Below are 23,872 nucleotides of genomic sequence, written 5' to 3' on the forward strand. Positions count from 1 at the left end.
CTGGACCTCACCCGGGGGCGCCCGCCTCGCCGGGCAGCGTGACGGTGATCAGGCGGGCGCCGGTGAGGTCCAGCCGCAGGCTCGTGCGCCCGGCGGCGTAGCGCAGGACGACCCCGGTGCAGCTGGGGCAGCGCACCACGAGCCCCGGGGCGTCCGCGTAGAGCAGGTGCGCGCCCAGCGGGGCCGCCCTGCCGCAGGAGGCGCAGGTCGCCACCGCCGCGGCGAGGTCCACCGTGAACAGCTCGGCCAGCGGGCCGGCGGCCGCGTTGCCGTCGAGGCGGCGGTCCTGTGGTTCCTCGGTCATGCCGGTCCTCCCGTCGCGCCGAAGCGTTCGGTCCTCACGCGGCCCGGGTCGTGCCCCATCGCGACCAGCTCGCCGGCCACGGCCTCGACGAAGGCGGTCGGGCCGCACACCAGCACCCGCGGGCCCCGTGCCGGCGCGATCGTGCGGGCGCCGAGCATCGCCCGGTCCACCCGCCCGGTCAGCCCGGTCCACCCGGCGGGCGCGGCGCGCGTCAGCGTCAGGCTCACCGCCGCGCCGGAGGCGTCCAGCTCCGCGCGGCCGATGACGTCCTCGAGCGTGCGGGCGGAGTACAGCAGCCGCACCTCGACGGCGCTGCCCGTCGCCCGGTGGTGGCCGAGCATGGCCAGGAAGGGCACGACGCCGGAGCCGCCGGCCACGAGCTGGACCGGGGCGGCGGCCGCCGTCGCCACGCCGTCGTAGGGCCACACGAAGTAGCCCCCGATCGGCCCGCGCACCGCGAGCGGGTCGCCCGGGCGCAGCACGTCGGTGAGATAGGGCGAGACCTCGCCGTCCTCGAGCCGCTCGACGACGAGGTCGACGCCGGGCCGCTCGGGCGGCGAGGCGATGGAGTAGCTGCGCTGGGCGGTGTACCCGTCGACCGCGGTCAGGCGCACGTCGAGGTGCTGGCCCGGCAGGTGCCCGGGCCACTCAGGCGGCCGGATCGAGAGCCGGAACGCCCGGGCGCTCTCCCGGGTCACCGCGGCCACCTCGGCGCGCTGCCAGGTCAGTCGCCGGCGTAGCGCTGCTCGAGCCATGGGTCACCGCGGTCGTGGTAGCCGAACGTCTCCCAGAAGCCAGGCTCGTTCCGGGCGGTCAGCCGCAGCCCGCGCACCCACTTCGCGGACTTCCAGAAGTACAGGTGGGGCACGAGCAGGCGCGCGGGCCCGCCGTGCTCCGGGTCCAGCGGCCGCCCGTCGAAGGTGTCCACCACCCAGGCGCGGCCGCCGGTGAGGTCGGCCAGGGGCAGGTTGGTGGTGTAGCCGCCGTCGCTGAAGGCCACCGCGAAGGCGGCGTCCGTCTCCACGCCGGCGAGCAGCGTGTCGACGGCCACGCCCTCCCACCGGGTGCCGAGCTTGGACCAGCTGGTGACGCAGTGGATGTCCACCGTCGGCGCCTCGCGCGGCAGCCGCCGGAACTCCTCCCACGTCCAGCGCCGCTCCGGCCGGATCAGGCCGGTGACGGCGAAGTCCCACGTCTCGAGGGGCGTGCGGGGCGTGGGGCCGGCGGAGAGCACCGGGAAGCCGTCGCCCACGTCGTGCTGGCCGGGCGGCAGCCGGCCGGGCGGTCCGGCGCGGCGCCGGCCGGTGAACCCTGGGGAGACGAAGGACATCGGGTCACCCTCTCTGCTGGTCGGGTCTCCGGGTTCCGGGCCTCGCCGGAGCCCGCTCCGGGTGGTGGGGCCCCGGGTGGTCTGCGGCCTGGCCGCGGGTGGTCACGTGCCAGGCGCGGGTGGTCAGGGCCCCAGCAGCTTGAACGTGGTCATCCAGGTGTTGCCGAGGGCGCCCTGCATGGCCATCTGGAGGAAGCCGATGGCCTCGACCTCCCGCGCCCGGCGCAGCGGCCCGGCGTCCAGGGGCCGCAGGCCGAGGGACTCGGCGAGCTCCATGACCGTGCGCTTGGCGTTCTCGTCGTCGGCGGCCACCAGGACGTCGAGCGGGCGCCCCTCGACCTCTCCCGCGGTGAGCGGGCCGGACAAGGTGGTGTTGAAGGCCTTGACCACGCGCGCGTCGGGCAGCCTCTCCCGCACCTCCTGGGCGCCGGAGGAGCCGTCCGGCGGCAGCATGCCGTCGAACGTCTCGGCGTTCACGGGGTTGGTGATGTCCACGACGATCTTGCCCGCGACCTTGTCCCGGAGCCGGCCCGTGATGTCCATCAGCGGGCCGTAGTGCATGGCGGGGATCACGAGGTCGCCGATCAGCTCGTCGTCGAGGGAGCCGACGACGATGTCCCCGCCGAGATCGTGGGCCAGCGCGGTGGCCTTGCCGGTGTCCCTGCCCACGATCTGCAGGGCGTGGCCGGCGGCCACGGCGCGGGCCCCGATGGCGCGCGCCATGTTGCCGTAGCCGATGATGGTGATGTTCATCGCCGTGCCCTCCGGTCCGTGCCGGTCGGCGCCCGTCTCGACCCCGTCGTCGAGGGCCGCCCCGGCCATTGCGACGTGCGTGACGCTAGCCCCACCCCGGCGGCCCGTCCATACCCTCCGATCGCCCCACGACCATCACGTGTGTGACGGCGAAGGGGGCTGGCGGGGTGCCTCAGCACCCCACCAGCCCCACTTGTGGCGCGATTCGCGCGCTGCGCCGCGCCGGCTGCCGTTCGGACCCCCCACCCGCGCGCGCGAGCGGCGGCTGGGGGTGCCTTCGCGCCGACCGTCAGACGCGCGCCGGTGCCTCCGCCCACGCCGCGCGAACGGCGTCCGCGACCGGCGTGGCGGGGCGCCCGAGCAGCCGCTCGAGGTCGGTCGTCTCGCCGTCGAGCTCGCCGCGCGCGATGTCCCCGTCGACGGTCACCAGGAAGCCGATCAGGCCCTCGTCGAGGCCCGCTCCGGTGAGCGCCGCCTTCAGCTCGGCGGGCTCGAGGTCCTGCGCCGTCACGGTGGTGCCCGTGACCTCCGTTATCGCCGCGGCCAGGTCGTCGTAGGTGAACGCCGGACCGGCGAGCTCGTAGACGGTGTCCGCGTCGCCGTCCTGCAGCATGGCCACCGCGGCCGCCTCGGCGAGGTCGGCGCGCGTGGCCGCGGCGATGCGCCCCTCCCCCGCGGCGTGCAGGACGACGCCCTGGGCGAGGTAGCCCTCGAGCTGGCTGGTGTAGTTCTCGGTGTACCAGCCGTTGCGCAGCAGGGTGTGGGGCAGCCCGGAGGCGGCGATCACCTCCTCGGTCGCCTTGTGCTCGGGGGCGAGCACGAGCGTCGTCTCGTCGGCGCGCAGCACGGAGGTGTAGAGGATCCGGCCCGCCCCGGCCCGCTTGGCGGCCTCGACGACGTTGGTGTGCTGCGGCACCCGGCCGCCCACCTCGGAGCCGGAGACGAGGAGCAGCCGGTCGACGCCCGCGAGCGCCGCGTCGAGGGTGTCCGGCCGGCCGTAGTCGGCCAGGCGGACCTGCACGCCGCGCTCGGCGAGGCCGGTGGCCCTCTCCGGGGTCCGGGCCAGGGCGACGACGTCCCCCGCGGGGATGCCGCGGGCGAGCAGCTGGTCGATGACGATGGGGCCCAGGTGGCCCGTGGCTCCGGTGACGGCGTAGGTGGTCATGTTCCTCCTCGAGTGTGCGGATAGGTCCGCGGACGGGGTGCGCGGCGCGGCCGCCGCCCATGACAAGGCAACCAGCCGCGTCCGGTTCGTATTTCGCCGCCGACCGCGCAGGACCGACACCAACCCCGACACCGCTTGGCGTATCCGTGCCGGGGCGACGCGTCGCGGGTGGGCGCCGCAATGCGGCAGAAGGGACGCTCGGTGCGTCTCTGCGACGAGGACCGGCCACGCTCCTGAACGCCCGGACGGGGGGCGCGCGAGCTCCTTGCCGTTGCGCGAACGGGCAGGTGCTCGGCGCCTCGACGGGCCTGGCCCGCGCCACGCAGGGAGAGGCGCGACGCGGGCCAGGGCCTGTGGGGGTGAGCCTCAGGCGCCGATGATCTTGACGGCGGTGCTCCAGGTGTTGCCCAGCTGGCCCTGCACGGCCATGTGCAGGAAGCCGATGCCCTCGAGCTGGTGCGCCCGCTTGAGCGGGCCAGCGTCGATGGCGCGCATGCCGGAGGACTCCACCAGGGCGGCGACGGCGTCCTTCGCCTCGGCGTCGTCCGCGGCGAGGGCGACGTCCAGCTTCTGGCCGTCGACGGCCCCGGCGACGAGGGTGCCGGCGAAGACCGTGTTGAAGCCCTTGACGACCTTCGAGCCCGGGATGACCTTCTGGATCTCCTGCGCGGCCGAGGAGTCGTCCGGGGTGACGAGGCGGTCGAAGGTGGCGAAGTCGACCGGGTTGGAGATGTCGACGACGACCTTGCCGGCCAGCGCGTCGCGCAGCTGCTCGGCAACGGCCAGGGAGGCGTCGTAGGGCAGCGCCAGGACGACGACGTCGCCGGAGATGGCGGCGGCGAGCGAACCAGCGGTCACGCCGGCGCCCAGCTCGGCGGCGAGCGAGCCCGCAGCCGACTCGTCACGGGCGAGGATCTGGACGGCGTGGCCGCCGGCGACGGCGCGGGTGGCGATGCTGCGGGCCATGTTGCCCGCGCCGATGATGGTGATGGTGCTCATCTGGGTGCTCCTCGAGGTGGTGGGTGCAGCAGCCGGCGCGGTCGGCGTCGGGGTGGCCGTCGCGGGAGCGGTCTCCTTGCGGCGGAAGATGTCAAACAGGCCCACGGGGTGGTCCTTCCTGGTTGTCAGAGCGAGTAGGTGCCGAAGCGGAGGACGGCGACGAACAGGGCGAGCAGGCCGAGCACCAGCGGCGGGACGAAGGGCTCGTGGCGGCGGATGTGGACCACCACCGCCCCGGCCATGACCAGGAAGAGCCCCAGGGCGGCCAGCGGCACGAGCACGGTCGCGGTGTCCAGGACGGCGGGCAGGATGAGCCCGAGGGCGCCGAGGACCTCCAGCGTCCCGATGCCCTTGATGGCACCGTCCGAGAAGTCCTCCGCGTAACCCATGCCGGCGGCAACGAGCTTGGGCCGAGGCTGAGCGAGCTTCATGAACCCGGCGGCGAGAAACGCCGCGGCGAGCAGGCCCGCGACGACCCAGAGAGCGACGTTCATGCTGGTCCCTTCAGCTGCGGCACGGGCGGCGATGTCCCCCGCCCGGTCGCTCACTTGAAGCGACAAGCATCAACGTAGACGCAATCAATTGACGCGTCAACTACGCGCGCCGGTTGCGGTCACTTGAACCATCAATCGAAAGCCCGTAGACTGGGCCCCATGAGCGAGGAGACGGTCTGGCTGACCGCGGAGCAGGAGGACGCCTGGCGGTCCTTGATGGGGGCGATCCTGCTGCTCCCCAGCGCGCTGGACGCCCAGCTCCAGCGGGACTCGCACCTCACGCACGCCGGCTACGTCGCGCTGTCGGCACTCTCCGAGGCGCCAGAGCGGGCGATCCGGATGAGCCAGCTCGCGCAGATGGCGAGCCTGAGCATGTCGCGGCTCTCCCACCTGGTCGACCGGCTCGAGCGTAGCGGCTGGGTCGAGCGTCGTCCTGTGCCGGGCGACGGTCGCAGCACGATGGCAGTGCTGACCGAGGCCGGCTGGGAGAAGGTCGTGGCCACGGCGCCGGGGCACGTGGACACCGTGCGCACGCTCATCTTCGAGGACCTCACGCCCGCCCAGACGCGCCAGCTCAAGAAGATCTTCGACAAGATCACGGTGAAGCTGGACCCCGAGAACAAGCTCGCCGGGTGCCGCACCTCCGCGAAGGACAGGCGGAGCAGCGCCGCGGGCTGAGCGGCGCGCCGTGGCAGCCGGGCGCACGCCAGGTGCGGCGCTCGCCGAAGTTCCTGCGCCCCATGGCGCCCCTCAGCGGCCGGCGACCGCGGCCCCGCCGGACGGCCCGGCGCGGGCTCCGGCAGCCAGAACAGACCCAGGTACCGGCGCACCGCCGCCGGGTCCCCCTCCACCGTCGCGACGCCGTCGGCCACGGCCCGGTCCAGGGGCGTAGCCGTCGTACAGCAGCCGGGCGAGCACGATGGGCGTGGTGGTGAGGAGGGCGTCGACCCCTCCCGCTCTCTCGGGCCCGAGCCGCTCCACCGGCTCAACGGCGAGACGACCGCCGGCGACGTCGGCGACGACGCACCCCTCCCCCAGCGGGAGCCCGACGGGGCGAACCCGCGCGCGGCCTCGCCGCCTCGCCGCGGAACATCGTGCGCATGGGAAGCACCGCCGAGCAGCAGCTCAGCCGGGCCTCCCGGTCGAGGACCGGCGACCGCGCAGGACCGACGCGCGTAGCCTCGTGACCGGCACCACACCTCCGGCGTGACTTCCCCCGCGCCCCACCCGGCCGCCGAGCGGCCGACGACCGCAGCCGGCCGCCCCGAGGAGCCCGCCGTGAGCCCGCAGACCGCCGTCTCCGTGCCCGCCGCGCCGGGCGGCGGGAGTGGACGGCGCTGGCCGTGCTGACCCTGCCGGTGCTGCTCTGCTCGATTGACGTCTTCGTGCTCCTCCTGGCCCTGCCGCACATGAGCGCCTCACGCACATCGAGAGAAGGGATCCACCATGTTCACCGCCCCCGCCTTCAGCAGCTTCTCCGTGGACGACCTGGAGAAGGCCCGCGAGTTCTACACCGGCATCCTGGGCCTGCAGGTCTCCGACGGCCCGATGGGACAGGGCTCGCTGACAGTGCACCTGCCCGGCGGCACCGACGTGTTCGTCTACGCCAAGGGCGAGGCGCACACGCCCGCGTCCTTCACCGTCCTGAACTTCCCCGTCCCGGACGTGGAGCAGGCGGTGGACGAGCTGGGCGCCCGTGGCGTGAAGTTCGAGCACTACGCCGGCACCGAGCTGGAGACCGACGCCAAGGGCATCTACCACGGCTGGGGGCCGCCGATCGCCTGGTTCACCGACCCGTCCGGCAACGTCATCGCGGTCGTCCCGGAGCAGCAGCCGTGACGACGTTCGTGGTCGTCCACGGGGCCGGCGGCAGCGCGTGGGAGTGGCACCTGGTCGCGGCCGAGCTCGCGTCCCGCGGGCACCGGGCGATCACGGTGGACCTGCCGTGCGAGGACCCGGCGGCCGGCCTGGCGGAGTACGCGGCCGCCGTCGTGGGTGCGGTCCGGGCCGCCCCGCCGGTGCCCGCCACGGACGGGGTCGTCGTGGTCGCGCACTCGCTCGGGGGCTTCACCGCACCGCTCGTCTGCGAGACCCTTGCCGCCGACGGCCTGGTGCTGGTCGCGGCGCTGGTCCCCCGTCCCGGGGAGACGGCCGGCGAGTGGTGGGAGACGTCCGGGTACGAGGCCGCCGCGCGCGAGCGTGCGCGCCGCGAGGGCGTTGACGCGCGCATGGACGACGACGACGCCCTCGTCGCGACGTTCATGCACGACGTCGCCCCGCCGCTCGCCGCCGAGGCGCTCCGCCGGGGACGCGACCAGGCCGCCCGGCCGATGTCCGACCCGTGGCCGCCGGCCGCCTGGCCCGACGTGCCCACGGCCTACCTCGTGCTCGAGGACGACCGGTTCTTCCCACCCGACTTCCTGCGACGGATGGCCCGCGAGCGCCTCGGTCTCGAGCCGGACGCCATGCCCGGCAGCCACGCGGCGTACCTCTCGCGGCCAGGCGAGCTCGCCGACCGCCTGGTCGGCTACGCGCGCGCGTTCGGCTCGCCCGGCCGGCGCGGCACCGGCGCGCGACCGGCCGGCCACGCCGGTGCCGCCGGTCCGCCGGTCCGTTGAGGCATCCGCACGCCGCCCGCAGGGCGGCGAGGAGGACGGAGACGGCGCCATACCGCTGGCGCGGGCGCCGGTCCGCTAGTTCACTACCGGGTATGCGCCGGGGCACGCGGGCCCGGGCGCGGGAAGGGGACGTGTCATGCGTGCGATCTGGAAGGGCTCGGTCAGCTTCGGCCTGGTGAACGTGCCGATCAAGCTGTACAGCGCCACGGAGAGCCACGACGTCGAGCTCCACCAGGTCCACGGCGCCGACGGCGGCCGCATCCGTTACCAGCGCCGCTGCGAGAAGTGCGGCAAGACGGTGGACTACCAGGACATCGCGAAGGCCTACGACGACGGCGACCGCACCGTCGTGCTGACCGAGGAGGACATCGACTCGCTCCCGGCCGAGCGGTCGCGGGAGATCAGCGTGCTCGAGTTCGTCCCCTCCGAGCAGGTCGACCCGATCATGATGCAGAAGACGTACTACCTGGCGCCGGACTCCAAGTCGACGAAGTCCTACGTGCTGCTGCGCCGCACCCTCGAGGAGACGGACCGCACCGCCATCGTCCACTTCACGCTGCGGGACAAGACCCGGCTAGGGGCGCTGCGGGTGCGCGGCGACGTGCTCGTGCTGCAGGCGCTGCTGTGGGAGGACGAGGTCCGCGAGGCCGACTTCCCCGAGCTCGACCAGAAGGTGAGCATCAGCGACAAGGAGCTGCAGATGGCCTCGGCGCTCGTCTCGAGCTTCGAGGCCGACTTCGAGCCCGGCGAGTTCACGGACGAGTATCAGGTCGAGCTGCGCCAGCTCATCGAGGCGAAGCTGGAGCAGGGCGAGGCGGTCTCCACCGAGGCCACCTTCGGTGAGCAGCCGGAGGAGGAGGGCGGCGAGGTCCTCGACCTGATGGAGGCGCTGCGCCGCTCGGTCGAGGAGTCCCGCAAGAAGGGCGGTGGCCGCGCGGCCGCAGCCGGCGGGACCGACTCTGCCGCGGACGACGAGCCCGCCGAGAAGGCCCCCGCCCGCAAGCGCGCGGCGGCGAAGCCGAAGGAGGCCGAGGAGGAGGAGCCCGCGGCAAAGAAGGGCGCCCGCGGTGGTACCACCCGCAAGAAGGCGCCCGCGAAGAAGACCGCGTAGCGGCGGGGCTGGCCCGTGCGCCGGGTGATCGTGCAGGAGCTGACGACCGCCGACGGCTTCGTCGCCGGCACCGACGGCGGCCTGGACTTCTTCGGCGCCGTGACGGACTACGACGAGGTCGACCGGGACAACGTCGCACAGCTGGCCGGCGTGGACACCATCGCCCTCGGCGCCGCCACCTACGCCATGTTCTCCGGCTACTGGCCCACCGCGGCCGCGGAGGCAGAGGTGATGGCCGAGATGGTCAACACCACGCCGAAGGTCGTCTACTCCTCGACGCTGACCGAGGCGCCGTGGGGTGGCTACCCACCCGCCCGCGTCGTGCGCGGCAGCGCCACCGAGCACGTCGCCGACGCGCGCCGGCAGGACGGCGGGGACATCGTCGTGTGGGGCAGCATCTCCCTCGCGCGCTCCCTCTTCGCCGCCGACCTCGTCGACGAACTGCAGCTGCGCGTCATCCCGGTGGTCATCGGCGCCGGGCGCTCCCTGCTCTCCGCGGAGGCCGGGCGCCGCGACCTCACCCTGCTGGAGGCCAAGGCGTATGCCTCCGGCATCGTGGCGCTGCGTTACGACGCCCGGCGACGCTAGACCACCCGGCCGTCCGGAGCGGCGGGTCCGCGCGGCGGGTCCGCGCGGTGGGTCGGCACTGGCCGCGGGCAGCGACGTGCGGCCGGTGGGTCGGACGTGGGCTCAGACCGGTTCGCCGGCCGGGGCGGCGTCCCGCAGCTTCTCGAGCAGCGGCTCGGCCGCCCGGTCCAGGAACTCCTGCTGCTTCTCGTCGCCCACCTGCACCAGCGCGACGTCGGTGAAGCCGGCCTCCCAGAACGCGGAGACGGCCTCGACGATGGCGTCGAGGTCCGGCCCGCACGGGATGGACCCGGCCACGTCCTCGGGCCGGACGAACTGCGTCGCGTCCGCGAACGCCCGCGTCGTCGGCAGGTCCGCGTTGACGTGCCAGCCGCCGCCGAACCAGCGGAACAGGCGGTGCGCCCGCTGGACGGCCGCGTCGGCGTCGGTGTCCCAGCAGATCGGGATCTGCCCGATGGCGCGCGAGGCGGTCAGCCCGGCGTCCGAGCGCGCCGCCGCCCACCGCTCGAGGGTCTTGCGCTGCGGCTGGGTGGCGACGAGGTGGTCGGCCAGGGGGGCGAAGCGGGAGACGGACTGCGGCCCGGAGACGGCCACGCCGATCTCCACCCGGGACTCGGGCAGGTCCCACAGCCGTGCGGAGTCGACGCGGAAGTGGTCGCCCTCGAACGTCAGGTCGTGCCCGTCCAGAAGGTCGCGGATGATGACGAGCGCCTCCTCGAGCATGTCGTGGCGCTCCCCGACCGCGGGCCAGCGGTGACCGGCCACGTGCTCGTTCAGGTTCTCCCCCGCGCCGAGCCCGAGCAGGAACCGCCCGTCGCTGAGCAGCCCCAGCGTGGCGGCCTTCTGGGCGACGACGGCCGGGTGGTACCGCATCGTCGGGCATGTCACGTAGGTCATCAGCTCCACCCGCTCGGTGGCGTGGGCGACGGCCCCCAGCACCGACCAGGCGTAGGGCGAGTGCCCCATCTCCTTCAGCCACGGGAAGAAGTGGTCGGAGGAGACCTCGAAGTCGAACCCCCGCCGCTCCGCCTCGACGGCGTAGTGCACGAGCTCCTTCGGGCCGCTCTGCTCGGTCATCAGGGTGTAGCCGAACCGTGTCATGCGACCCAGGCTGGCACCCCCGGGCGCACCCGGCACCCGGGCCGCGGGCCGACGGCCTCGGCTGCGGACGCCGTCTGCGCGCGCCCCGCCCCTTGCGCCAGCGTGCGGGCGCACACCCACCCTGCGCCAGCGTGCGGGCGCACACCCCACCCTGCGCCAGCGTGCGGGCGCACACCCCACCCTGCGTCAGCGTGCGGTCCGCCCCGCTAGCCGGCGACGGCCACGACCTCGGGTCGGGCGGCCGGCGCCGTCCGGGCGGCGCGCCCGGCGGCACCGCGGGCGGTCGCGGGCGCCGGCGTGCGCGTGGCGGCTGCCTCGGCCGGACGCTCGGCGACGATCCCACGCCGGCGCAGCTCCGGCAGCAGACCCTTGAGGAGTGCCGCGACGTCGGCCGGGACCGACCCGGGCAGGACGACGAAGCCGTCGGCCGCGCCCGCGGTGACCCAGCGGTCGATGGTCCCCGCGACGTCGTCGACCGTGCCGACCGCCTCCAGCGCGCCGGCCCACGAGGCGCCCGGCCCGTCGATGTCGGCGATCAGCGCGGCCCGCTCCCGGGCCGCGGCTCGGTCGGCGGAGATCACGGTGCGCAGGTCGACGAGGACGCGCACGTCCTGGCGCCCGGCGGCGCGTGCCGCGGAGCGCACCGCGTAGCGCAGCTCGCGCGCCCACTCCAGGTCCTGCTCGCGGATGCGGACGACGTCCGCGAAGGCACCGGCGGCCTCGATCTCGGCCTCGGCGGCGACGGGGACCACCACGCGCGGGCGGGGGCCACGGGTGCGGGCCGTGGCGAAGGAGCGCCCCAGGGCCTCGAGGGAGCGGGCGAACCGGTCGCCGTCGCCGCGGTGGGACAGCTCGAGGCCGGCCCAGGAACCCGCGGCCTGCGGGATGTCCTTGAGCTGGCCGACGACGGCGACGAGGTCGGCGTCCTGGGGGACGGCGGCAACCAGGCCGGCGGCGGCGTGCGGGCCGATACGCCGGGCTGCGACGACCGGGTCGAGCCACGCGTCGGGGCGCAGCCGCAGGTCGCTGCGCAGCCGGAACTGCTCGCCCAGGGAGACGAAGCTGACGCCGCCCAGGTGCGCGGCCCGCGTGTAGGAGGCCAGGCGGGCGAGGTCGGCCTTCTCCACGGGCAGGTCGGCGGAGGGCACCTGCGACTCGCAGGTCACGCCCAGGCCGGTGAGGTCGAGACCGAGGAGAGCGCCGGTGGACGTGGGGCGGGTGGAGCGGTCCGGAAGGAAGGAGACAGTCATGGGGATGCACGTCCAAGGGTGTCGTCGCGCGCTGCGCGCGGGAAGCAGGAAGGAATGCCCGACCGCCTGGTCCCGCGCCGCGCCGTGTCACCCGGGCGGGGCGGGGGGAAGGTCAGGGGTGATGCGTCAGCGCGGATCGCGCCGGGGCATCGCGGGGAACGTCCTCAGGCGGACATTCGGCAGCACATGGACATGCACATGGAGCGGCGAGGCGAGAAAGCGTTCTGCCCGGGGCCCGTGTGCGTGTTCATGTCGCGCGTTTTCCTTCGTGCCATGCACCTTGGCGGTGCGTCGTCGTTGCCCCGCCACGTGACGGGACCAGGTTGTCACCCGGGGCACCCCCCGCACGTGGGGGGTTGCCGACCAGCAAGCCGGGGCTTAGCGCACCGTCGGTGCGCACTGGTACTCCAAACCTGGGGCTGACGTTATGGGGCACGCGCGTGAGGCGTCAACCATCCGGGCGGCGCGTCTCACGCAACGGACGGCGGGCGATCGGTGGAAGCGTCCCTGCGCGGCGTCGGCGGATGCGGTCTGGCCGGCCGGGTTCTCGCGATGTGAGAGCGGTCCAGGATCCGCCAGGCTCCGTCTCTGGTGGCGAGACGGGCCCCGACGGCGCAGGCCGCACCCGCGGGGGCCCACCTAGCGTCGGCCCCGTCGAGCCGACCGTGCTTGCCCCGCCCTACCCAGGAGGCCCCATGAGCGCGCAGACGTCCGCCCTCGCCCGGCGTGAGCGCGCCCTGGGGCCCGGCGCCGCGCGGCGCACCCTGGGACCCGCCGCCGGGCAGCATGCCCCCGAGCCGGTGACGGGGCCCGGAGGCATCAGCGCCGCCGACTTCAAGGGCGTCTTCCGCCACCACCCCGCGGGGGTCGCCGTCATCACCCTGCGCTGCCCCGACGGCCCCGTGGGCTTCACCGCGACGTCCGTCATCTCGGTGTCCGCGGCCCGCCCGTGCTGGCGTTCTCCGTGGCCGCCACGTCCTCGGCGCGGCCCGCCATCGAAGCCGTGGCCGCCGTCGTGGTCAACTTCCTCGCCGAGGACCAGCGCGAGACCGCCGCCCGGTTCGCCACCAGCGGCATCGACAGGTTCGCCGTCCGGGACTGGCTGCCGCTGCCGACGGGCGAGCCCGTGCTCGAGGGCACCACCGCCTGGGTGCGCGGGCGCGTCGAGCAGCGGGTACCCGTCGGGGACAGCCTCCTGGTCACCGTCCGCGCCGAGCTCGCGGAGCACGGCCGCCGCCCGGACCCCCTGGTCTACGCCGACCGCGCCTACCACCAGGTGGGCCCGCACACGCGCCTGCCCTGACACGTTCGGCCCCGGCAGCACGGCCGTCGCACCCGCCGCAGCCTGGCCTCGGCGTACCTGGGCAGCCCTAGCGCCGGCGGCGCACGCGCACCTGCGCGAGGTCGTCCCGGTGGACGACGGCGCGCGGGTGCATCTCCCCGTCCTCGACGAGCTGGTGGGTGGACTTGCCCATGATGTCCGGGATCTCCACGGCCCCGTAGGCGCTGAGCCCGCGCGCCACCACCCCGTCGGGCCCGACCAGCTCGACGGCGTCACCGGCCTCGAAGTCGCCGTCGACGCCCACCACCCCGGCGGCCAGGAGTGAGCGCTTGCCGTCCGTCACCGCGCGGGCCGCGCCGGCGTCGAGGTAGATCCGGCCGCGTACCTGCGCCGCGTGCGCCAGCCAGAGCCGGCGGGCGGACTTGCGCTTGCCGGTGGCCGCGAACCAGGTGCCCACCTCCTTCCCGGCCAGCGCGGGCTCGACGTTCTCCGCGGAGGTGAGCACCACGGGGATGCCCGACTGGGTGGCGATGGAGGCGGCGTCGAGCTTGGTGACCATGCCGCCCGTGCCGATGTCGCTGCCCCGGCCGGTCACCTCCACCCCGGCCAGGTCCGCCGGCCCCCGGACCGTGCGGATCAGCTGGGTCCCGGGGCGCGACGGCGGACCGTCGTAGAGGCCGTCGACGTCGGTGAGCAGCACCAGCGCGTCGGCCCGCACCAGGTGGGAGACCAGCGCGGCGAGGCGGTCGTTGTCGCCGAAGCGGATCTCGTCGGTCGCCACCGTGTCGTTCTCGTTGACGATCGGGACGACGCCGAGCGTGAGCAGCCGCTCCAGCGCGCGCTGCGCGTTGGCGTAGTTCGTGCGCCGGATCAGGTCCTCGGCGGTCAGCAGCACCTGCCCCACCCGCTGGCCGTGGTAGGCGAAGGACTCCGTGTACCGCGCCACCAGCAGACCCTGCCCCACGCTCGCCGTCGCCTGCGCCGTCGCAAGGTCCTTCGGCTTGCCGGGCAGCCCCAGCGGCATGATGCCCGCGGCGATAGCACCGGACGACACCAGCACGACCTGCTGGCCGGCGGCGCCCCGCTCGGCGATCACGTGGACGAGGTGGCGCAGGGCGGGCAGGTCCAGCCGGCCGTCCGGCGCGGTCAGGGACGACGAGCCCACCTTGACCACGATCCGCGCGGCGGTGGCGACGCTGCGGCGCTCGGTGAGGGGATGCTTCACACCCGCATCATCCCGCACCCCGTGGCCCACCTGCGCGCACGTCCGGCCGCCGTGGCCCCTGGGACACTCTGGGTTTGTCGGACCCCGCGCGAGGGCGGACGGTCGGCGCCGACCCGGTACCGCACCCGCCGCACATCGGCGCACTGCGACCTCGAGGGAGGCGTGGATGCAGGACCGAGACGCAGGCCAGCACCCGCACGCACCCCCCCGCTGACGTTGCGGATCAGCCGGCCGCGGATCCGACGGTGGATCCGTCTCGCCGTTTGAAGGTCCAGGCGCCGCTGCGGCGCTCGATGCTGATGCCGTGGGCGTGGACGTAGTCGTGGTGGAACCAGCACAACAGGATGCCGAGCCTGAGGTTGGTCGACCCGAACTGCGCCCACCAGTAGAGGCTGTGGTGGATCTCCCCCTCGCCCGGCGGGGCATTGCAGTTCGGGTACTGACATCTCTTGTCCCGGGCGATGATGGCGCGCGTCTGCGCCGCGCTGAACAGGCGCTCCTCGCGCCCGAGGTCCAGGACCTCGGAGTCCGGTCCGAACACCACGCGATGCATCTGGCTGCCGCAGGCCAGCCGTGCCAGCAGCGACGGCGGGAGCGGTGAACCGTCGTCGTAGGTGGCCGGCTCCACCCCGCCCATGGCGGACGCGTCGACATCGGCGCCGATGACCGCCTCCGGGTCCGCTGCCCCGCACGTGCAACCCCGGGTGCCGCGATCCGCCTCCAGCACGGCGGGTCCCGTGGGCCGGTCGCCTCCGGGGAGCCCGGCGAGGTCCGGGTCGAGACCTCGGCCCGGGTTGAGACCGAATGCCGCCCCCCGGTGGGCGACGGTGGGCCGGCAACCGGGCCGGTGGCGCGGCGCGCAGGCCGCGACCAGGCGCTGCAGGGTCTCGAACGGCACCATGACCGCCAGGTGCGGCCGGATCCGGGCGCCGGGCCGCAGCGTGCCGGAGTCGAGCGCGAGCTGGGCCAGGCCCACCAGCGCGTTGGCGCGGCGCTGCGCGGGCGTGCGCTTGTCCGTCCGCGACGGCGTGCCGGTCCGCGCGGCCAGCGCTGTCATGAGCAGCTTCCCGCTGGTCTTCGACAGCCACCCGCCGGGGACGAATCCGTCCGTGGTCTCCGCCAGGTAGAACTCCTCGCGGGCGCCGTCCTCCCGGTACGCCCGGTCCGCGGCGTCCGGGTCGGCCCTCAGGCCCCACTGCTGCACGGCCACGGTGAAGTCCGACGCGTCGAGCCTCTTGGCATGCTGCAGGAGGAAGGCCTCCCCAACGTCCGGGTCACGCAGGCGGTCGCGCCGCACGTCGGTGTCCGCGGCCAGCCGCACCATCGCCTGGGCGTGGTCGACGCTGATCGTGCCGGCGGCCAGCGCCGCCGCGGTCTGGGGCAGATGGTCCCGCATGGCCCGCGCCCGACGGATCTCGCGCGCGGCGCTCGCCTGGTGCTTCCCGGACCGCGCGCGGTACCACGCGGCCATGGACCGAGCGCCGTCCAGGGCCCACATCCCGTCGGCCTCGATGGTCGCCAGCGCCCTCGCGGTCAGCGCCTCGGTCTTGCGGCGCACCTGCTCGAGGCCGTCCAGCGCCTCCACCACCGCCTCTCCCGGCAGCTCGTGCAGATCGACGTCCTGCAGCTCCGTCAGGAGGCGCTGCAGGTCCGCGATCCCGGTGGCCAAGACCGCGGCCGGCGTTGCGCTCGGTGCCATGCCCCCACCTCCCGCCGTCGCCGGTTCTGCGGCAAATGTATCGAACATGCGTTCGACCGGGCAAGAGGAAATCGCCTGTGAATTGAGATTGTGGAAAACCCGGAACATCCTCCTCGGATTTTCACATATGGGTCCTTGTTGCCACCTCGTCCACAGGTAACACAGCCGTGGCCTATGGAAGCCATGACATTTCTGGCGCGCAAATAGCGGCTAACGGCGTTGCAGGCGCCATTCCGGCCCTGCGTTCCCCGACCTGACGCTGAGGTCGCCTTTGCAGAAGGGAGGTCCGACCGGAGTCCGGAGGTCACCCAGGAAAAGGAACGAGCCCGTACCGCTCGACGAGGTCGGGGACGGAGTCGAGGTCCATCCGCAGGCCGTACCGGTCCGCGAGCGCCAGCAGCTTCTGCGGGTCCGGGCCGCCGCCGGTCATCAGCTCCCCGAGCTCACGGAAGTAGCCGACGAACGTGCCGGGCACGACGACGTCGATGAGCCTCGCCGGCGCGTCGGTGGGGTTCCAGAACGCGTGCGGCACACCGCGCGGCTTGGCGACGACGTCACCTGGACCCGCCTCGACGACCTCCTCCCCCACCTGGATGCCGACGAGACCCTCGAGCACCACCGAGTACTCGTCCTCCCGGGTGTGGGTGTGCAGCGGGGCACCCAGGGCCCGGGCCGCCAGCGGGTGCCTCACCAGCGCCAGCACCCCGCCGGTCGCCGCGGCCGGCAGCATCTCGACCACGCCGAGGGGGCCCGTCAGCAGCACCTCCTGCTCGCCGTCCGCGATGAGGCCCGCGAAGGGAACGGTCATCTCAGCCACCTCTCCGGCGGGGGCCGCGCACGGGCGCGGCGGCGGGCGGGGGGCCACGCCGGCTCGCATCATCCTCCCGGGCGGACGCCCGCGGAAGGGCGTTCGGCAACACTTGTCCCGCCGGGCGCGGGCCGGAACAATCGCGCACGAGTACCGGAGCGCGGCGCACCGGAGCACCCCGGCGCACCGCGCCCGGCGGACCCACGCCGGTGTCCGGGCCGGCCGGCTGGACGGTGGTGGTCGAGGATGAGCACGACAGTTACCCCGGAGCTGCTGGAGGCGCTGCGCCGGCGGGTGGGCGGCATCGTCATGCTGCCCGGCGACCCTGGCTACGACGAGGCGCGCCTGGTGTGGAACGGGATGATCGACCGGTACCCCATCGCCGTCGTGCGCGCCGCGACCGTCGGCGACATCGGCCCGGTGATCGAGTTCGCCGCGGACACCGGCCTGCCGCTGGCGGTGCGAGGCGGCGGGCACAATGTCGCGGGCAACGGCACCACCGACGGCGGCATCGTCCTGGACCTGGGCAGCCTCAACTTCGTCGAGGTGGACGCCCCCACCTCCACGGTGCGCGTCGAGGGCGGCGCCACCCTGGCCCACGTCGACGCCGCCACGACGATCCACGACCTGGCCGTCCCCCTGGGCGTCGTCTCGGGCACCGGAGTCGCCGGCCTCACGCTGGGCGGCGGCCTGGGCTGGCTCACCCGCGCCCACGGCCTGACCGCGGACAACCTTCTCTCCGCCGAGGTCGTCACCGCCGAGGGCCGCACCGTGCGGGCGAGCGCGGAGGAGAACCCGGACCTGTTCTGGGGCATCCGGGGTGGCGGCGGCAACTTCGGCGTCGTCGCGTACTTCACGTTCCGCGCCCATCCGCTACCCGCCGAGGTCTACGCGGGCAACCTCGTGTACAGCCCGGAGCACTGGACCGGCGCGCTGGCCGCGTGGGAGGCGTGGACACGGGACCTGCCCGACGAGATGCAGTCGATCGTCTCCGTCCTGGTCCCGCCGGCGTCGTGGGAGCTCGGCGACGAGCACGTCATGCTGGTCGGCTTCGCCTGGGCCTCGCCGGACAAGGAGGAGGGCGCCCGGGTGGCGGGGCTGCTGCGGGACGCCGCACCGCCGGACGGCGCGGTGGTGGCGCCAACCCCGTGGACGGCATGGCAGAGCGGGATGGACGAGCTGTTCCCCAAGGGCTCACGCGCGTACTGGAAGAACGCCGCGTTCGACCGGCTGGACGCCGAGGTCATCGACGTCCTCGTGCGCCGCGCGACCGAGCAGACCTGGACGGGCACGGCCTTCGACATCCACCACATGGGTGGCGCGTTCGCCCGGGTGCCCGCCGACGCCACGCCGTTCCCCGCGCGCGACGCCCGCTTCTGGCTGAACGTCTACGGGTTCTGGGCCGACCCGGGCGACGACCGCGAGCGCACCGCCTTCGTGCGGGGCCTCGCACAGGACATGGCGCCCTTCGCGACGGGCGGGCAGTACGTGAACTTCATGGGCCGGGAGGACGTGCACGACTGGCACGCCCAGGCGGCGGCCGTCTACGGCCCCGAGAAGCTCGAGCGGCTCGTGGCGCTCAAGCGCCGGTACGACCCGGCGAACCTGTTCCGGCTCAACCACAACATCCCGCCCGGGTAGGGCGTGGCGCCCCGGGGCGCGCGCCGGTCCGAGGAGGACGCTCCGGCCCTGGCACGCGTGGCACGTCGGCTGCGACGTTCACGGGCTCCCGGGCCGTCGGAAGACACCAGGAACGTCGCACTCGCGGTCGAGAAGACTCCAGGACTGCCACACTCGCGGTGGGGAGCGCATGGTCACGCCTCCGTCGGCCGGCGCGGGACACGTGCTCGCCGCTGAAGGTCATGCAGGGCGGACCAGGCGCGCCCCCACGGCCGCGAGGCCGAGGCGACGTCGAGACTAGAGCGCGTCGTCTCCGTGCCGGCTGTCCTGGTGGGCGCCCGCGTTGGGGTCGCCGCCCCCCTCGTCGCCCTGGACCGCGGTCGGGGTCGGGAGCTCGTCGTCCTTGTTGGGCGAGGTCTCGGCGCCGCCGAACGTCAGGTCGGCGGTACCCGGCTTCTTGTTCTCCTGGTCCATGCTCCAACCGTGGCACGGCGCGCCCCGCCCGGCAGCCCGAGACGGCGCCGGACCCCTGGCTGCTGCCAGGGGCCCGGGGTGCTGCAGGCGTGCCGACGGCAGGCCGCGGAGGCTCAGCGCGCGGTGGGCGGCGCGCCCTCCCCCGGCACCGGCCGGCCGTCGTGCACGTCCGCGTCGCCTGGGGCCCCGTCATGGGTCCCGGACGCCTCGGCGGCGTCGCGGCTCTGCGGCGCGACCGCGGCGTCCGCCTCGTCCTCATCGGCCTCGGCCTCGAGCGCGGCGATCTCCGCCTCCACGGCGGCGCGGCCGGCGGCGGACCGGGTCCGGGCGACGGCGAGCCACACCAGCAGCGCCCCGACGACGACCCAGCCGAGCAGGACCAGCAGGGGCTGCAGCGCCCCGCCCCCGCCGAAGAAGGCGACCGACTGCACGAGGGAGCCGTAGGCGCCCTGCGGCAGGAATTGACCAATGGTGCCGAAGCCGGCGGGCAGCATCTCGGGGGCGGACGTCAGCCCGGACAGGCTCATGCCGGGCACGATGATGACGAGGGCGAACAGCGCGGGGGCCCAGATCCCGCCGAGGCGGGTGAGCGCGAGCGCCGGCGTCGCTACGGCCAGCACGGCGACCGCCGTCACCGCCGCCACCTGGACGAAGGCACCCTCGACGGAGCCCACGGCTTGCAGCACGGCCGCCACCGCCAGGCCCAGGGCCACGGCGAGCGCCAGCACGCCGGTCAGCTGGACGCCGAGCCGGCGCGGCACGGCCCGCGCGATCGCCACCGCGCCGAGCAGAGCGGCCAGCGCCGCCACCGTCGCGGCTACGTGCAGGCCGTACCCGGTGGTGTCCTGCTGGGAGCCCGGCGCGACGTCTTCGACCGTGGCTCCCAGCGACGAGCCGATGGATGAGAGGAACTGACCGAGCACGGCGCTGCCGCCCGTGGCGACGACGGCAGTGGCGCTCTCCTGCTCGACGGCGAAGCCGCCGTAGACCTCACGGTCGAGCGTCGCCTCGCGCAGCGCGTCGGCGTCGTCGTACGAGGTCACCTCGAAGGCGCCCGGCTGGAGCATGTCGAGCATCTGCCCGAACTGCGACGCGGACTCTCCGGTGACACCGACGGGCACCCCGCGGGGCGCGGTGTTGAGGTACGGCACGACGAGCGCCGTGACCGCGAACGCCGCGGCGACGGTCATCGCGACGACGGCGGCGAGCAGCCGCCCGACGGACCGGTCCCCGGGCGCGTCGTCGTGATCGGCGGCCCGCTTCCCGGCCGCGTCGTCGTTATCGGCGGCGGGCTCCCCGGCCGCGTCGTCGTGATCGGCGGCCCGCTTCCCGGCCGCGTCGTCGTGATCGGCGGCGGGCTCCCTCGCCTGCGCGGCGCCGTCGGCCGCGGCCGGCTGCTCAGCCGGGACGCCGGTCGCGGGCTGGGCCGTGGACCCGGTCGCGCCGGAGTCGGTCGTTGCCGGCGCACCGTCGGTGCGCGCGTGCTCCTCGGACGTGGACATGCTCCTCCTGCCGTTCGCACGGCAGAACGCTTCCACCGCGACCGCCTACCCTACGTCGAGCGCCTGAACGAACGCTGACCGCTCGTGCCCGCACGCCCGACGGCCGCCCCGCGCCCGTCGCGAAGGTTCCAGCTCGACGCCACGGACCCACAGCCGGCCATCCGACAGGATGCGGAAGTAGCCCTCACAGTCAGTCCTCGTCGTCGGGCTCGACCCAGTGACCGGCCTGCCGCTCGGTCCACAGCTCCTCGCGGGCCGCCGCGCGGGCGTCCATGAGGTCGTGGTAGCCCCGGCGCTTCTCGGCGCGGGTGGGGCGGGCGGCCTCCTCCAGGCGCAGGTCGGTGCCGCGGGGCCCGAGCAGCTCGGCGCCGGTCTGCAGGGTGGGCTCCCAGTCGAAGACGACGCCGCCCTCGACGTCCCCGATCACGACGGTGTCGCCGGCGACGGCCCCCGCCTTGAACAGCTGGTCCTCGACGCCCAGCCGGGCCAGCCGGTCGGCGAGGTAGCCGACGGCCTCGTCGTTGTTGAAGTCGGTCTGGCGCACCCAGCGCTCCGGCTTGGTGCCGCGCACCTGGAAGAAGTCGCCGTCGGGCCCGGTGCGGCGCGTGACCGTGAAGCCCGCGTCGTCGACAGCCTTGGGCCGCAGGATCACCCGGGCGGCCTCCGCCGCCGGCGCCTCGGCGCGGGCCCTGGCGACGATCTCCGCGAGGGCGAAGGAGAGCTGGCGCAGGCCCTCGTGGCTGGCCGTGGAGACCTCGAAGACCCGCAGGCCCCGGGCCTCGAGGTCGGGTCGGACCAGCTCGGCGAGGTCGCGGGCCTCGGGCACGTCGATCTTGTTGAGCACCACGACCCGCGGGCGCTCCATGAGCGGCACCCGGCCGCCCGCGATGTCGAGGTCCCCGGCGTAGGCGGCGAGCTCCGCCTCGATGGTGTCGAGGTCCGTGACCGGGTCGCGGCCGGGCTCCAGGGTGGCGCAGTCCAGGACGTGCACGATGACGGCGCAGCGTTCGATGTGCCGCAGGAACTCCAGGCCCAGGCCCTTGCCCTGGGACGCGCCGGGGATGAGCCCGGGCACGTCCGCGATCGTGTACCGCTCGGCGCCGGCCTGCACGACGCCGAGGTTGGGCACCAGCGTGGTGAAGGGGTAGTCGGCGATCTTGGGCCGCGCGGCAGACATGGCCGCGATCAGCGAGGACTTCCCGGCGCTGGGGAAGCCGACGAGCGCGACGTCGGCGACGGACTTCAGCTCCAGGACGAGGTCGACCTTCTCGCCCTCCTCGCCGAGCAGGGCGAAGCCGGGCGCCTTGCGCTTCGGCGACGCCAGCGCGGCGTTGCCCAGGCCGCCGTGCCCGCCGGTGGCGGCCACGAACCGGGTGCCGACGCCGACGAGGTCCGCGAGCACCTCGCCGTCCATGGACTTCACGACCGTGCCGTCGGGCACCGGCAGGATCAGGTCCTCGCCGGTCTTTCCCGCGCGCATGTCGCCCGCGCCGGCGGTGCCCGAGCGGGCCCGCTGGTGGGGAGCGTGGTGGTAGGCGAGCAGGGTGGTGGTCTGGGGGTCGACCACGAGGACGACGTCGCCGCCCCTGCCGCCGTTGGCGCCGTCGGGCCCGGCCAGCGGCTTGAACTTCTCGCGCCGGATCGACGCGCAGCCGTTCCCGCCGTCACCGGCTGCCACGTGGAGCACCACGCGGTCTACGAAGGTGGCCATCGCCGTCGTCCTCTTTCGTCTTTTCGGGCGCACCGGGGTGCCGGGCGGCCCGCCTTGCTCAGTCTGCGCCTCACACAGGTCGCGGGCCCACACACGCCGCAGGGGCGGACGGCATCGCGCCGTCCGCCCCTGGTGGGCTTGTGCGGGTCGGTCAGGCGTCCGCCAGGACGATGTCCACGACCTTGCGCCCGCGGCGGGTGCCGAACGCCACGGCGCCGGCCCCCAGGGCGAACAGGGTGTCGTCCTTGCCACGGCCGACGTTGTTGCCGGGGTGGAAGTGGGTGCCGCGCTGACGCACGATGATCTCGCCGGCCTTGACGACCTGACCGCCGAAGCGCTTCACACCGAGGCGCTGGGCGTTGGAGTCGCGGCCGTTCCGGGAGGAGCTGGCGCCCTTCTTGTGTGCCATCTCGAACCTGCTTTCTTCGTCTTCAGTAACCAGGAACGGGCCCGTGCGGGCCGCGGACTTACTTGATGCCGGTGACCTTGAGGCGGGTCAGCTGCGCGCGGTGACCCTGGCGCTTGCGGTAGCCGGTCTTGTTCTTGAACTTCATGATCGAGATCTTCGGGCCCTTCTCGGCCCGCACGATCTCGGCAGTCACCTTGACCTTGCCCAGGTCGCCGGCGGCCGTGGTGACCTTGTCACCGTCGACGAGCATGATCGGCTCGAGCTCGACGGTCGAGCCGACCTCACCGGTCAGCTTGTCGACGACGACGACGTCGCCGACGGACACCTTCTCCTGCCGGCCGCCGGCCTTGACGATCGCGTACACCACGTTGCTGCTCATCTCTGTCGTTTCGGCTGTGCTCTCGACGCAACCCGCGCCCGGGCGTGGCCCGAGGGGGTGGCGCAAGACTTCGGTCTGGGGGCGCCGCACCGCGGCGCACCGACGCTCTAGGTTACGGGAGGCGGCCGCCCGGGGCAAATGTCCGGGGCCCGGCCCGGCGCCCGAGCGGTGTGGGATCAGGCACACGCGATAGCCTCGCCGCGCCCGCCGCCACCGTCGAGGAGGATACCGTGCCCGCCGACTCCCCCACCATCCTGGCCACCTCCGGCGGCTACGTGCCCGGCCGGCGCGTCCGCGTCGAGTTCGGCCCGCTGGTCCACCACGCCGTCGAGCTCGCCGGCGTCACCGGCCGCGCGCCGCGGCTGGGCTACCTCGGCACGGCCGGCGGGGACCAGGCCGCGGCAATCGCCGACCGCTACGACGCGGCGCGCGAGGCCGGTTTCGAGCTGAACCCGCTCAAGCTGTTCACCATGCCCAACGTCGACGACGTCGAGGGCTACCTGCTCGAGCAGGACGTGGTGTGGGTCGACGGCGGGTCGGTAGCGAACCTGCTCGCGGTGTGGCGGGTGCACGGGCTCGACCAGGTCTTCCGCCGCGTGTGGCGGGCGGGCGTGGTGCTCGCCGGCGTCAGCGCCGGGTCCATCTGCTGGCACACCTCGGGCACCACCGACTCCTTCGGCCCCGAGCTGCGGGCCGTCCACGACGGCCTCGGCCTGCTGCCCTACGGCAACGGGGTGCACTACGACTCCGAGCCGCGGCGCCGCCCGCTGGTGCACCAGCTCGTGGGCAGCGGCGAGCTGGGCCTGACGTACTGCACGGACGACGGCGTGGGGCTGGTCTACCGGGGCACGCACGTGGCCGAGGCGGTCACCGAGCGCCCCGGCAAGGCCGCCTACGCCGTGCGGCTGGACCCCGGCGGCGACGTGGTCGAGGAGCGCCTCGAGCCGCGGGTGCTGCCGGGGGCGTGAGCGTTGGCCATGGGCGTGAGCCGGAGGGCGTGAGCCGGAGGCGTTAGCCACGGGCGTGAGCCGGAGGCGTTAGCCACGGGCG

25 protein-coding genes and 1 riboswitch are annotated in these 23,872 nt (G+C 74.3%); of the genes, 8 read left to right on the forward strand and 17 right to left on the reverse strand.

All coding sequences use genetic code 11. The features are described from left to right. Positions 1-7 precede the first annotated feature (7 nt). The 7 genes from ACF0H8_RS15115 to ACF0H8_RS15145 all read right to left on the reverse strand — a co-directional run bounded on the left by ACF0H8_RS15115 (position 8) and on the right by ACF0H8_RS15145 (position 5,045). Positions 8-304, reverse strand: a complete 297-nt coding sequence (locus tag ACF0H8_RS15115; RefSeq protein ID WP_395289715.1) for a DUF6510 family protein — start codon at positions 302-304, stop codon at positions 8-10. After that, positions 301-1,059 (reverse strand): ferredoxin reductase, encoded by a 759-nt coding sequence (locus tag ACF0H8_RS15120; RefSeq protein WP_395289716.1) that lies wholly within the window; start codon positions 1,057-1,059, stop codon positions 301-303. The genes ACF0H8_RS15115 and ACF0H8_RS15120 overlap by 4 nt, the downstream gene beginning before the upstream one ends. After that, positions 1,029-1,634 (reverse strand): molybdopterin-dependent oxidoreductase, encoded by a 606-nt coding sequence (locus ACF0H8_RS15125; RefSeq protein ID WP_395289717.1) that lies wholly within the window; start codon positions 1,632-1,634, stop codon positions 1,029-1,031. Before ACF0H8_RS15125 ends, ACF0H8_RS15120 begins: the two co-directional genes overlap by 31 nt. Before the next feature lie 123 nt (positions 1,635-1,757). Then, the gene (locus ACF0H8_RS15130) at positions 1,758-2,456 is read right to left on the reverse strand and encodes an NADPH-dependent F420 reductase (RefSeq protein ID WP_395289718.1); all 699 of its coding nucleotides are present in this window, start codon (positions 2,454-2,456) and stop codon (positions 1,758-1,760) included. Between the two features lie 220 nt (positions 2,457-2,676). Beyond that, positions 2,677-3,552, reverse strand: a complete 876-nt coding sequence (locus ACF0H8_RS15135) for an SDR family oxidoreductase (protein WP_395289719.1) — start codon at positions 3,550-3,552, stop codon at positions 2,677-2,679. 366 nt (positions 3,553-3,918) lie between these two features. Then, a complete protein-coding gene (locus tag ACF0H8_RS15140; RefSeq protein ID WP_395289720.1) occupies positions 3,919-4,551 on the reverse strand; it encodes an NADPH-dependent F420 reductase in 633 nt (210 codons plus the stop codon). A 125-nt stretch (positions 4,552-4,676) separates the two neighbouring features. Then, positions 4,677-5,045 (reverse strand): DoxX family protein, encoded by a 369-nt coding sequence (locus ACF0H8_RS15145; RefSeq protein WP_395289721.1) that lies wholly within the window; start codon positions 5,043-5,045, stop codon positions 4,677-4,679. Positions 5,046-5,204: 159 nt separating this feature from the next. Between ACF0H8_RS15145 and ACF0H8_RS15150 the strand changes: the two genes are divergently transcribed. The 5 genes from ACF0H8_RS15150 to ACF0H8_RS15170 all read left to right on the forward strand — a co-directional run bounded on the left by ACF0H8_RS15150 (position 5,205) and on the right by ACF0H8_RS15170 (position 9,362). Continuing rightward, positions 5,205-5,723, forward strand: coding sequence for a MarR family winged helix-turn-helix transcriptional regulator (locus ACF0H8_RS15150; protein ID WP_395289722.1), 519 nt, complete (start codon positions 5,205-5,207; stop codon positions 5,721-5,723). A gap of 768 nt (positions 5,724-6,491) precedes the next feature. Continuing rightward, positions 6,492-6,884, forward strand: a complete 393-nt coding sequence (locus ACF0H8_RS15155) for a VOC family protein (protein WP_395289723.1) — start codon at positions 6,492-6,494, stop codon at positions 6,882-6,884. Then, positions 6,881-7,663 carry an alpha/beta hydrolase gene (locus tag ACF0H8_RS15160; RefSeq protein ID WP_395289724.1) on the forward strand — a complete coding sequence of 261 codons (783 nt, stop codon included), beginning with the start codon at positions 6,881-6,883 and terminating at the stop codon, positions 7,661-7,663. Before ACF0H8_RS15155 ends, ACF0H8_RS15160 begins: the two co-directional genes overlap by 4 nt. A 136-nt stretch (positions 7,664-7,799) precedes the next feature. Next, positions 7,800-8,774, forward strand: coding sequence for a Ku protein (locus ACF0H8_RS15165; protein WP_395289725.1), 975 nt, complete (start codon positions 7,800-7,802; stop codon positions 8,772-8,774). A 24-nt stretch (positions 8,775-8,798) separates the two neighbouring features. Next, on the forward strand, positions 8,799-9,362 hold the full coding sequence (locus ACF0H8_RS15170; RefSeq protein ID WP_395289726.1) for a dihydrofolate reductase family protein: 564 nt from the start codon (positions 8,799-8,801) through the stop codon (positions 9,360-9,362). A gap of 102 nt (positions 9,363-9,464) precedes the next feature. On the opposite strand, the gene ACF0H8_RS15175 is transcribed toward ACF0H8_RS15170, so the two are convergent. Both ACF0H8_RS15175 and ACF0H8_RS15180 read right to left on the reverse strand, forming a co-directional pair. Next, the gene (locus tag ACF0H8_RS15175; RefSeq protein ID WP_395289727.1) at positions 9,465-10,463 is read right to left on the reverse strand and encodes a TIGR03557 family F420-dependent LLM class oxidoreductase; all 999 of its coding nucleotides are present in this window, start codon (positions 10,461-10,463) and stop codon (positions 9,465-9,467) included. A 206-nt stretch (positions 10,464-10,669) separates the two neighbouring features. Next, positions 10,670-11,713: a hypothetical protein gene (locus ACF0H8_RS15180; protein WP_395289728.1), complete on the reverse strand. Its 1,044-nt coding sequence runs from the start codon at positions 11,711-11,713 to the stop codon at positions 10,670-10,672. A gap of 288 nt (positions 11,714-12,001) precedes the next feature. Continuing rightward, positions 12,002-12,127: riboswitch (SAM riboswitch) on the reverse strand. Between the two features lie 535 nt (positions 12,128-12,662). On the opposite strand from ACF0H8_RS15180, the gene ACF0H8_RS15185 reads away from it, so the two are divergent. Then, positions 12,663-13,016, forward strand: a complete 354-nt coding sequence (locus ACF0H8_RS15185) for a flavin reductase family protein (RefSeq protein ID WP_395289729.1) — start codon at positions 12,663-12,665, stop codon at positions 13,014-13,016. Positions 13,017-13,083: 67 nt separating this feature from the next. Here the strand turns inward: ACF0H8_RS15185 and proB are convergent, their stop codons facing one another. From proB to ACF0H8_RS15200, 3 genes are all read right to left on the reverse strand, one after another. Continuing rightward, positions 13,084-14,220 carry a glutamate 5-kinase gene (gene proB / locus ACF0H8_RS15190; RefSeq protein ID WP_395289730.1) on the reverse strand — a complete coding sequence of 379 codons (1,137 nt, stop codon included), beginning with the start codon at positions 14,218-14,220 and terminating at the stop codon, positions 13,084-13,086. A gap of 223 nt (positions 14,221-14,443) precedes the next feature. Next, positions 14,444-15,919, reverse strand: a complete 1,476-nt coding sequence (locus ACF0H8_RS15195) for a DUF222 domain-containing protein (protein ID WP_395289731.1) — start codon at positions 15,917-15,919, stop codon at positions 14,444-14,446. 304 nt (positions 15,920-16,223) lie between these two features. Then, positions 16,224-16,727: a cupin domain-containing protein gene (locus ACF0H8_RS15200; protein ID WP_395289732.1), complete on the reverse strand. Its 504-nt coding sequence runs from the start codon at positions 16,725-16,727 to the stop codon at positions 16,224-16,226. A gap of 246 nt (positions 16,728-16,973) precedes the next feature. On the opposite strand from ACF0H8_RS15200, the gene ACF0H8_RS15205 reads away from it, so the two are divergent. Continuing rightward, entirely contained in the window at positions 16,974-18,368 is a 1,395-nt protein-coding gene (locus ACF0H8_RS15205; RefSeq protein WP_395289733.1) for an FAD-binding oxidoreductase, read from the forward strand. 276 nt (positions 18,369-18,644) lie between these two features. Here ACF0H8_RS15205 and ACF0H8_RS15210 read toward each other — a convergent pair whose 3' ends face one another. The 5 genes from ACF0H8_RS15210 to rplU form a co-directional block, all read right to left on the reverse strand. Next, positions 18,645-18,821, reverse strand: a complete 177-nt coding sequence (locus tag ACF0H8_RS15210) for a hypothetical protein (protein ID WP_395289734.1) — start codon at positions 18,819-18,821, stop codon at positions 18,645-18,647. A 113-nt stretch (positions 18,822-18,934) separates the two neighbouring features. After that, a complete protein-coding gene (locus tag ACF0H8_RS15215; RefSeq protein WP_395289735.1) occupies positions 18,935-20,323 on the reverse strand; it encodes a hypothetical protein in 1,389 nt (462 codons plus the stop codon). Positions 20,324-20,513: 190 nt separating this feature from the next. Then, the gene (gene obgE, locus ACF0H8_RS15220; RefSeq protein ID WP_395289736.1) at positions 20,514-22,034 is read right to left on the reverse strand and encodes a GTPase ObgE; all 1,521 of its coding nucleotides are present in this window, start codon (positions 22,032-22,034) and stop codon (positions 20,514-20,516) included. A gap of 151 nt (positions 22,035-22,185) precedes the next feature. Beyond that, positions 22,186-22,443 (reverse strand): 50S ribosomal protein L27, encoded by a 258-nt coding sequence (gene rpmA / locus ACF0H8_RS15225; protein WP_395289737.1) that lies wholly within the window; start codon positions 22,441-22,443, stop codon positions 22,186-22,188. A 58-nt stretch (positions 22,444-22,501) separates the two neighbouring features. After that, positions 22,502-22,810 carry a 50S ribosomal protein L21 gene (gene rplU, locus ACF0H8_RS15230; protein WP_395290903.1) on the reverse strand — a complete coding sequence of 103 codons (309 nt, stop codon included), beginning with the start codon at positions 22,808-22,810 and terminating at the stop codon, positions 22,502-22,504. 242 nt (positions 22,811-23,052) lie between these two features. On the opposite strand from rplU, the gene ACF0H8_RS15235 reads away from it, so the two are divergent. After that, a complete protein-coding gene (locus ACF0H8_RS15235) occupies positions 23,053-23,790 on the forward strand; it encodes a Type 1 glutamine amidotransferase-like domain-containing protein (RefSeq protein WP_395289738.1) in 738 nt (245 codons plus the stop codon). Positions 23,791-23,872: the final 82 nt, after the last annotated feature.

This window comes from Georgenia sp. AZ-5, assembly GCF_043952095.1.
In the GTDB taxonomy this organism is placed as follows: domain Bacteria; phylum Actinomycetota; class Actinomycetes; order Actinomycetales; family Actinomycetaceae; genus Georgenia.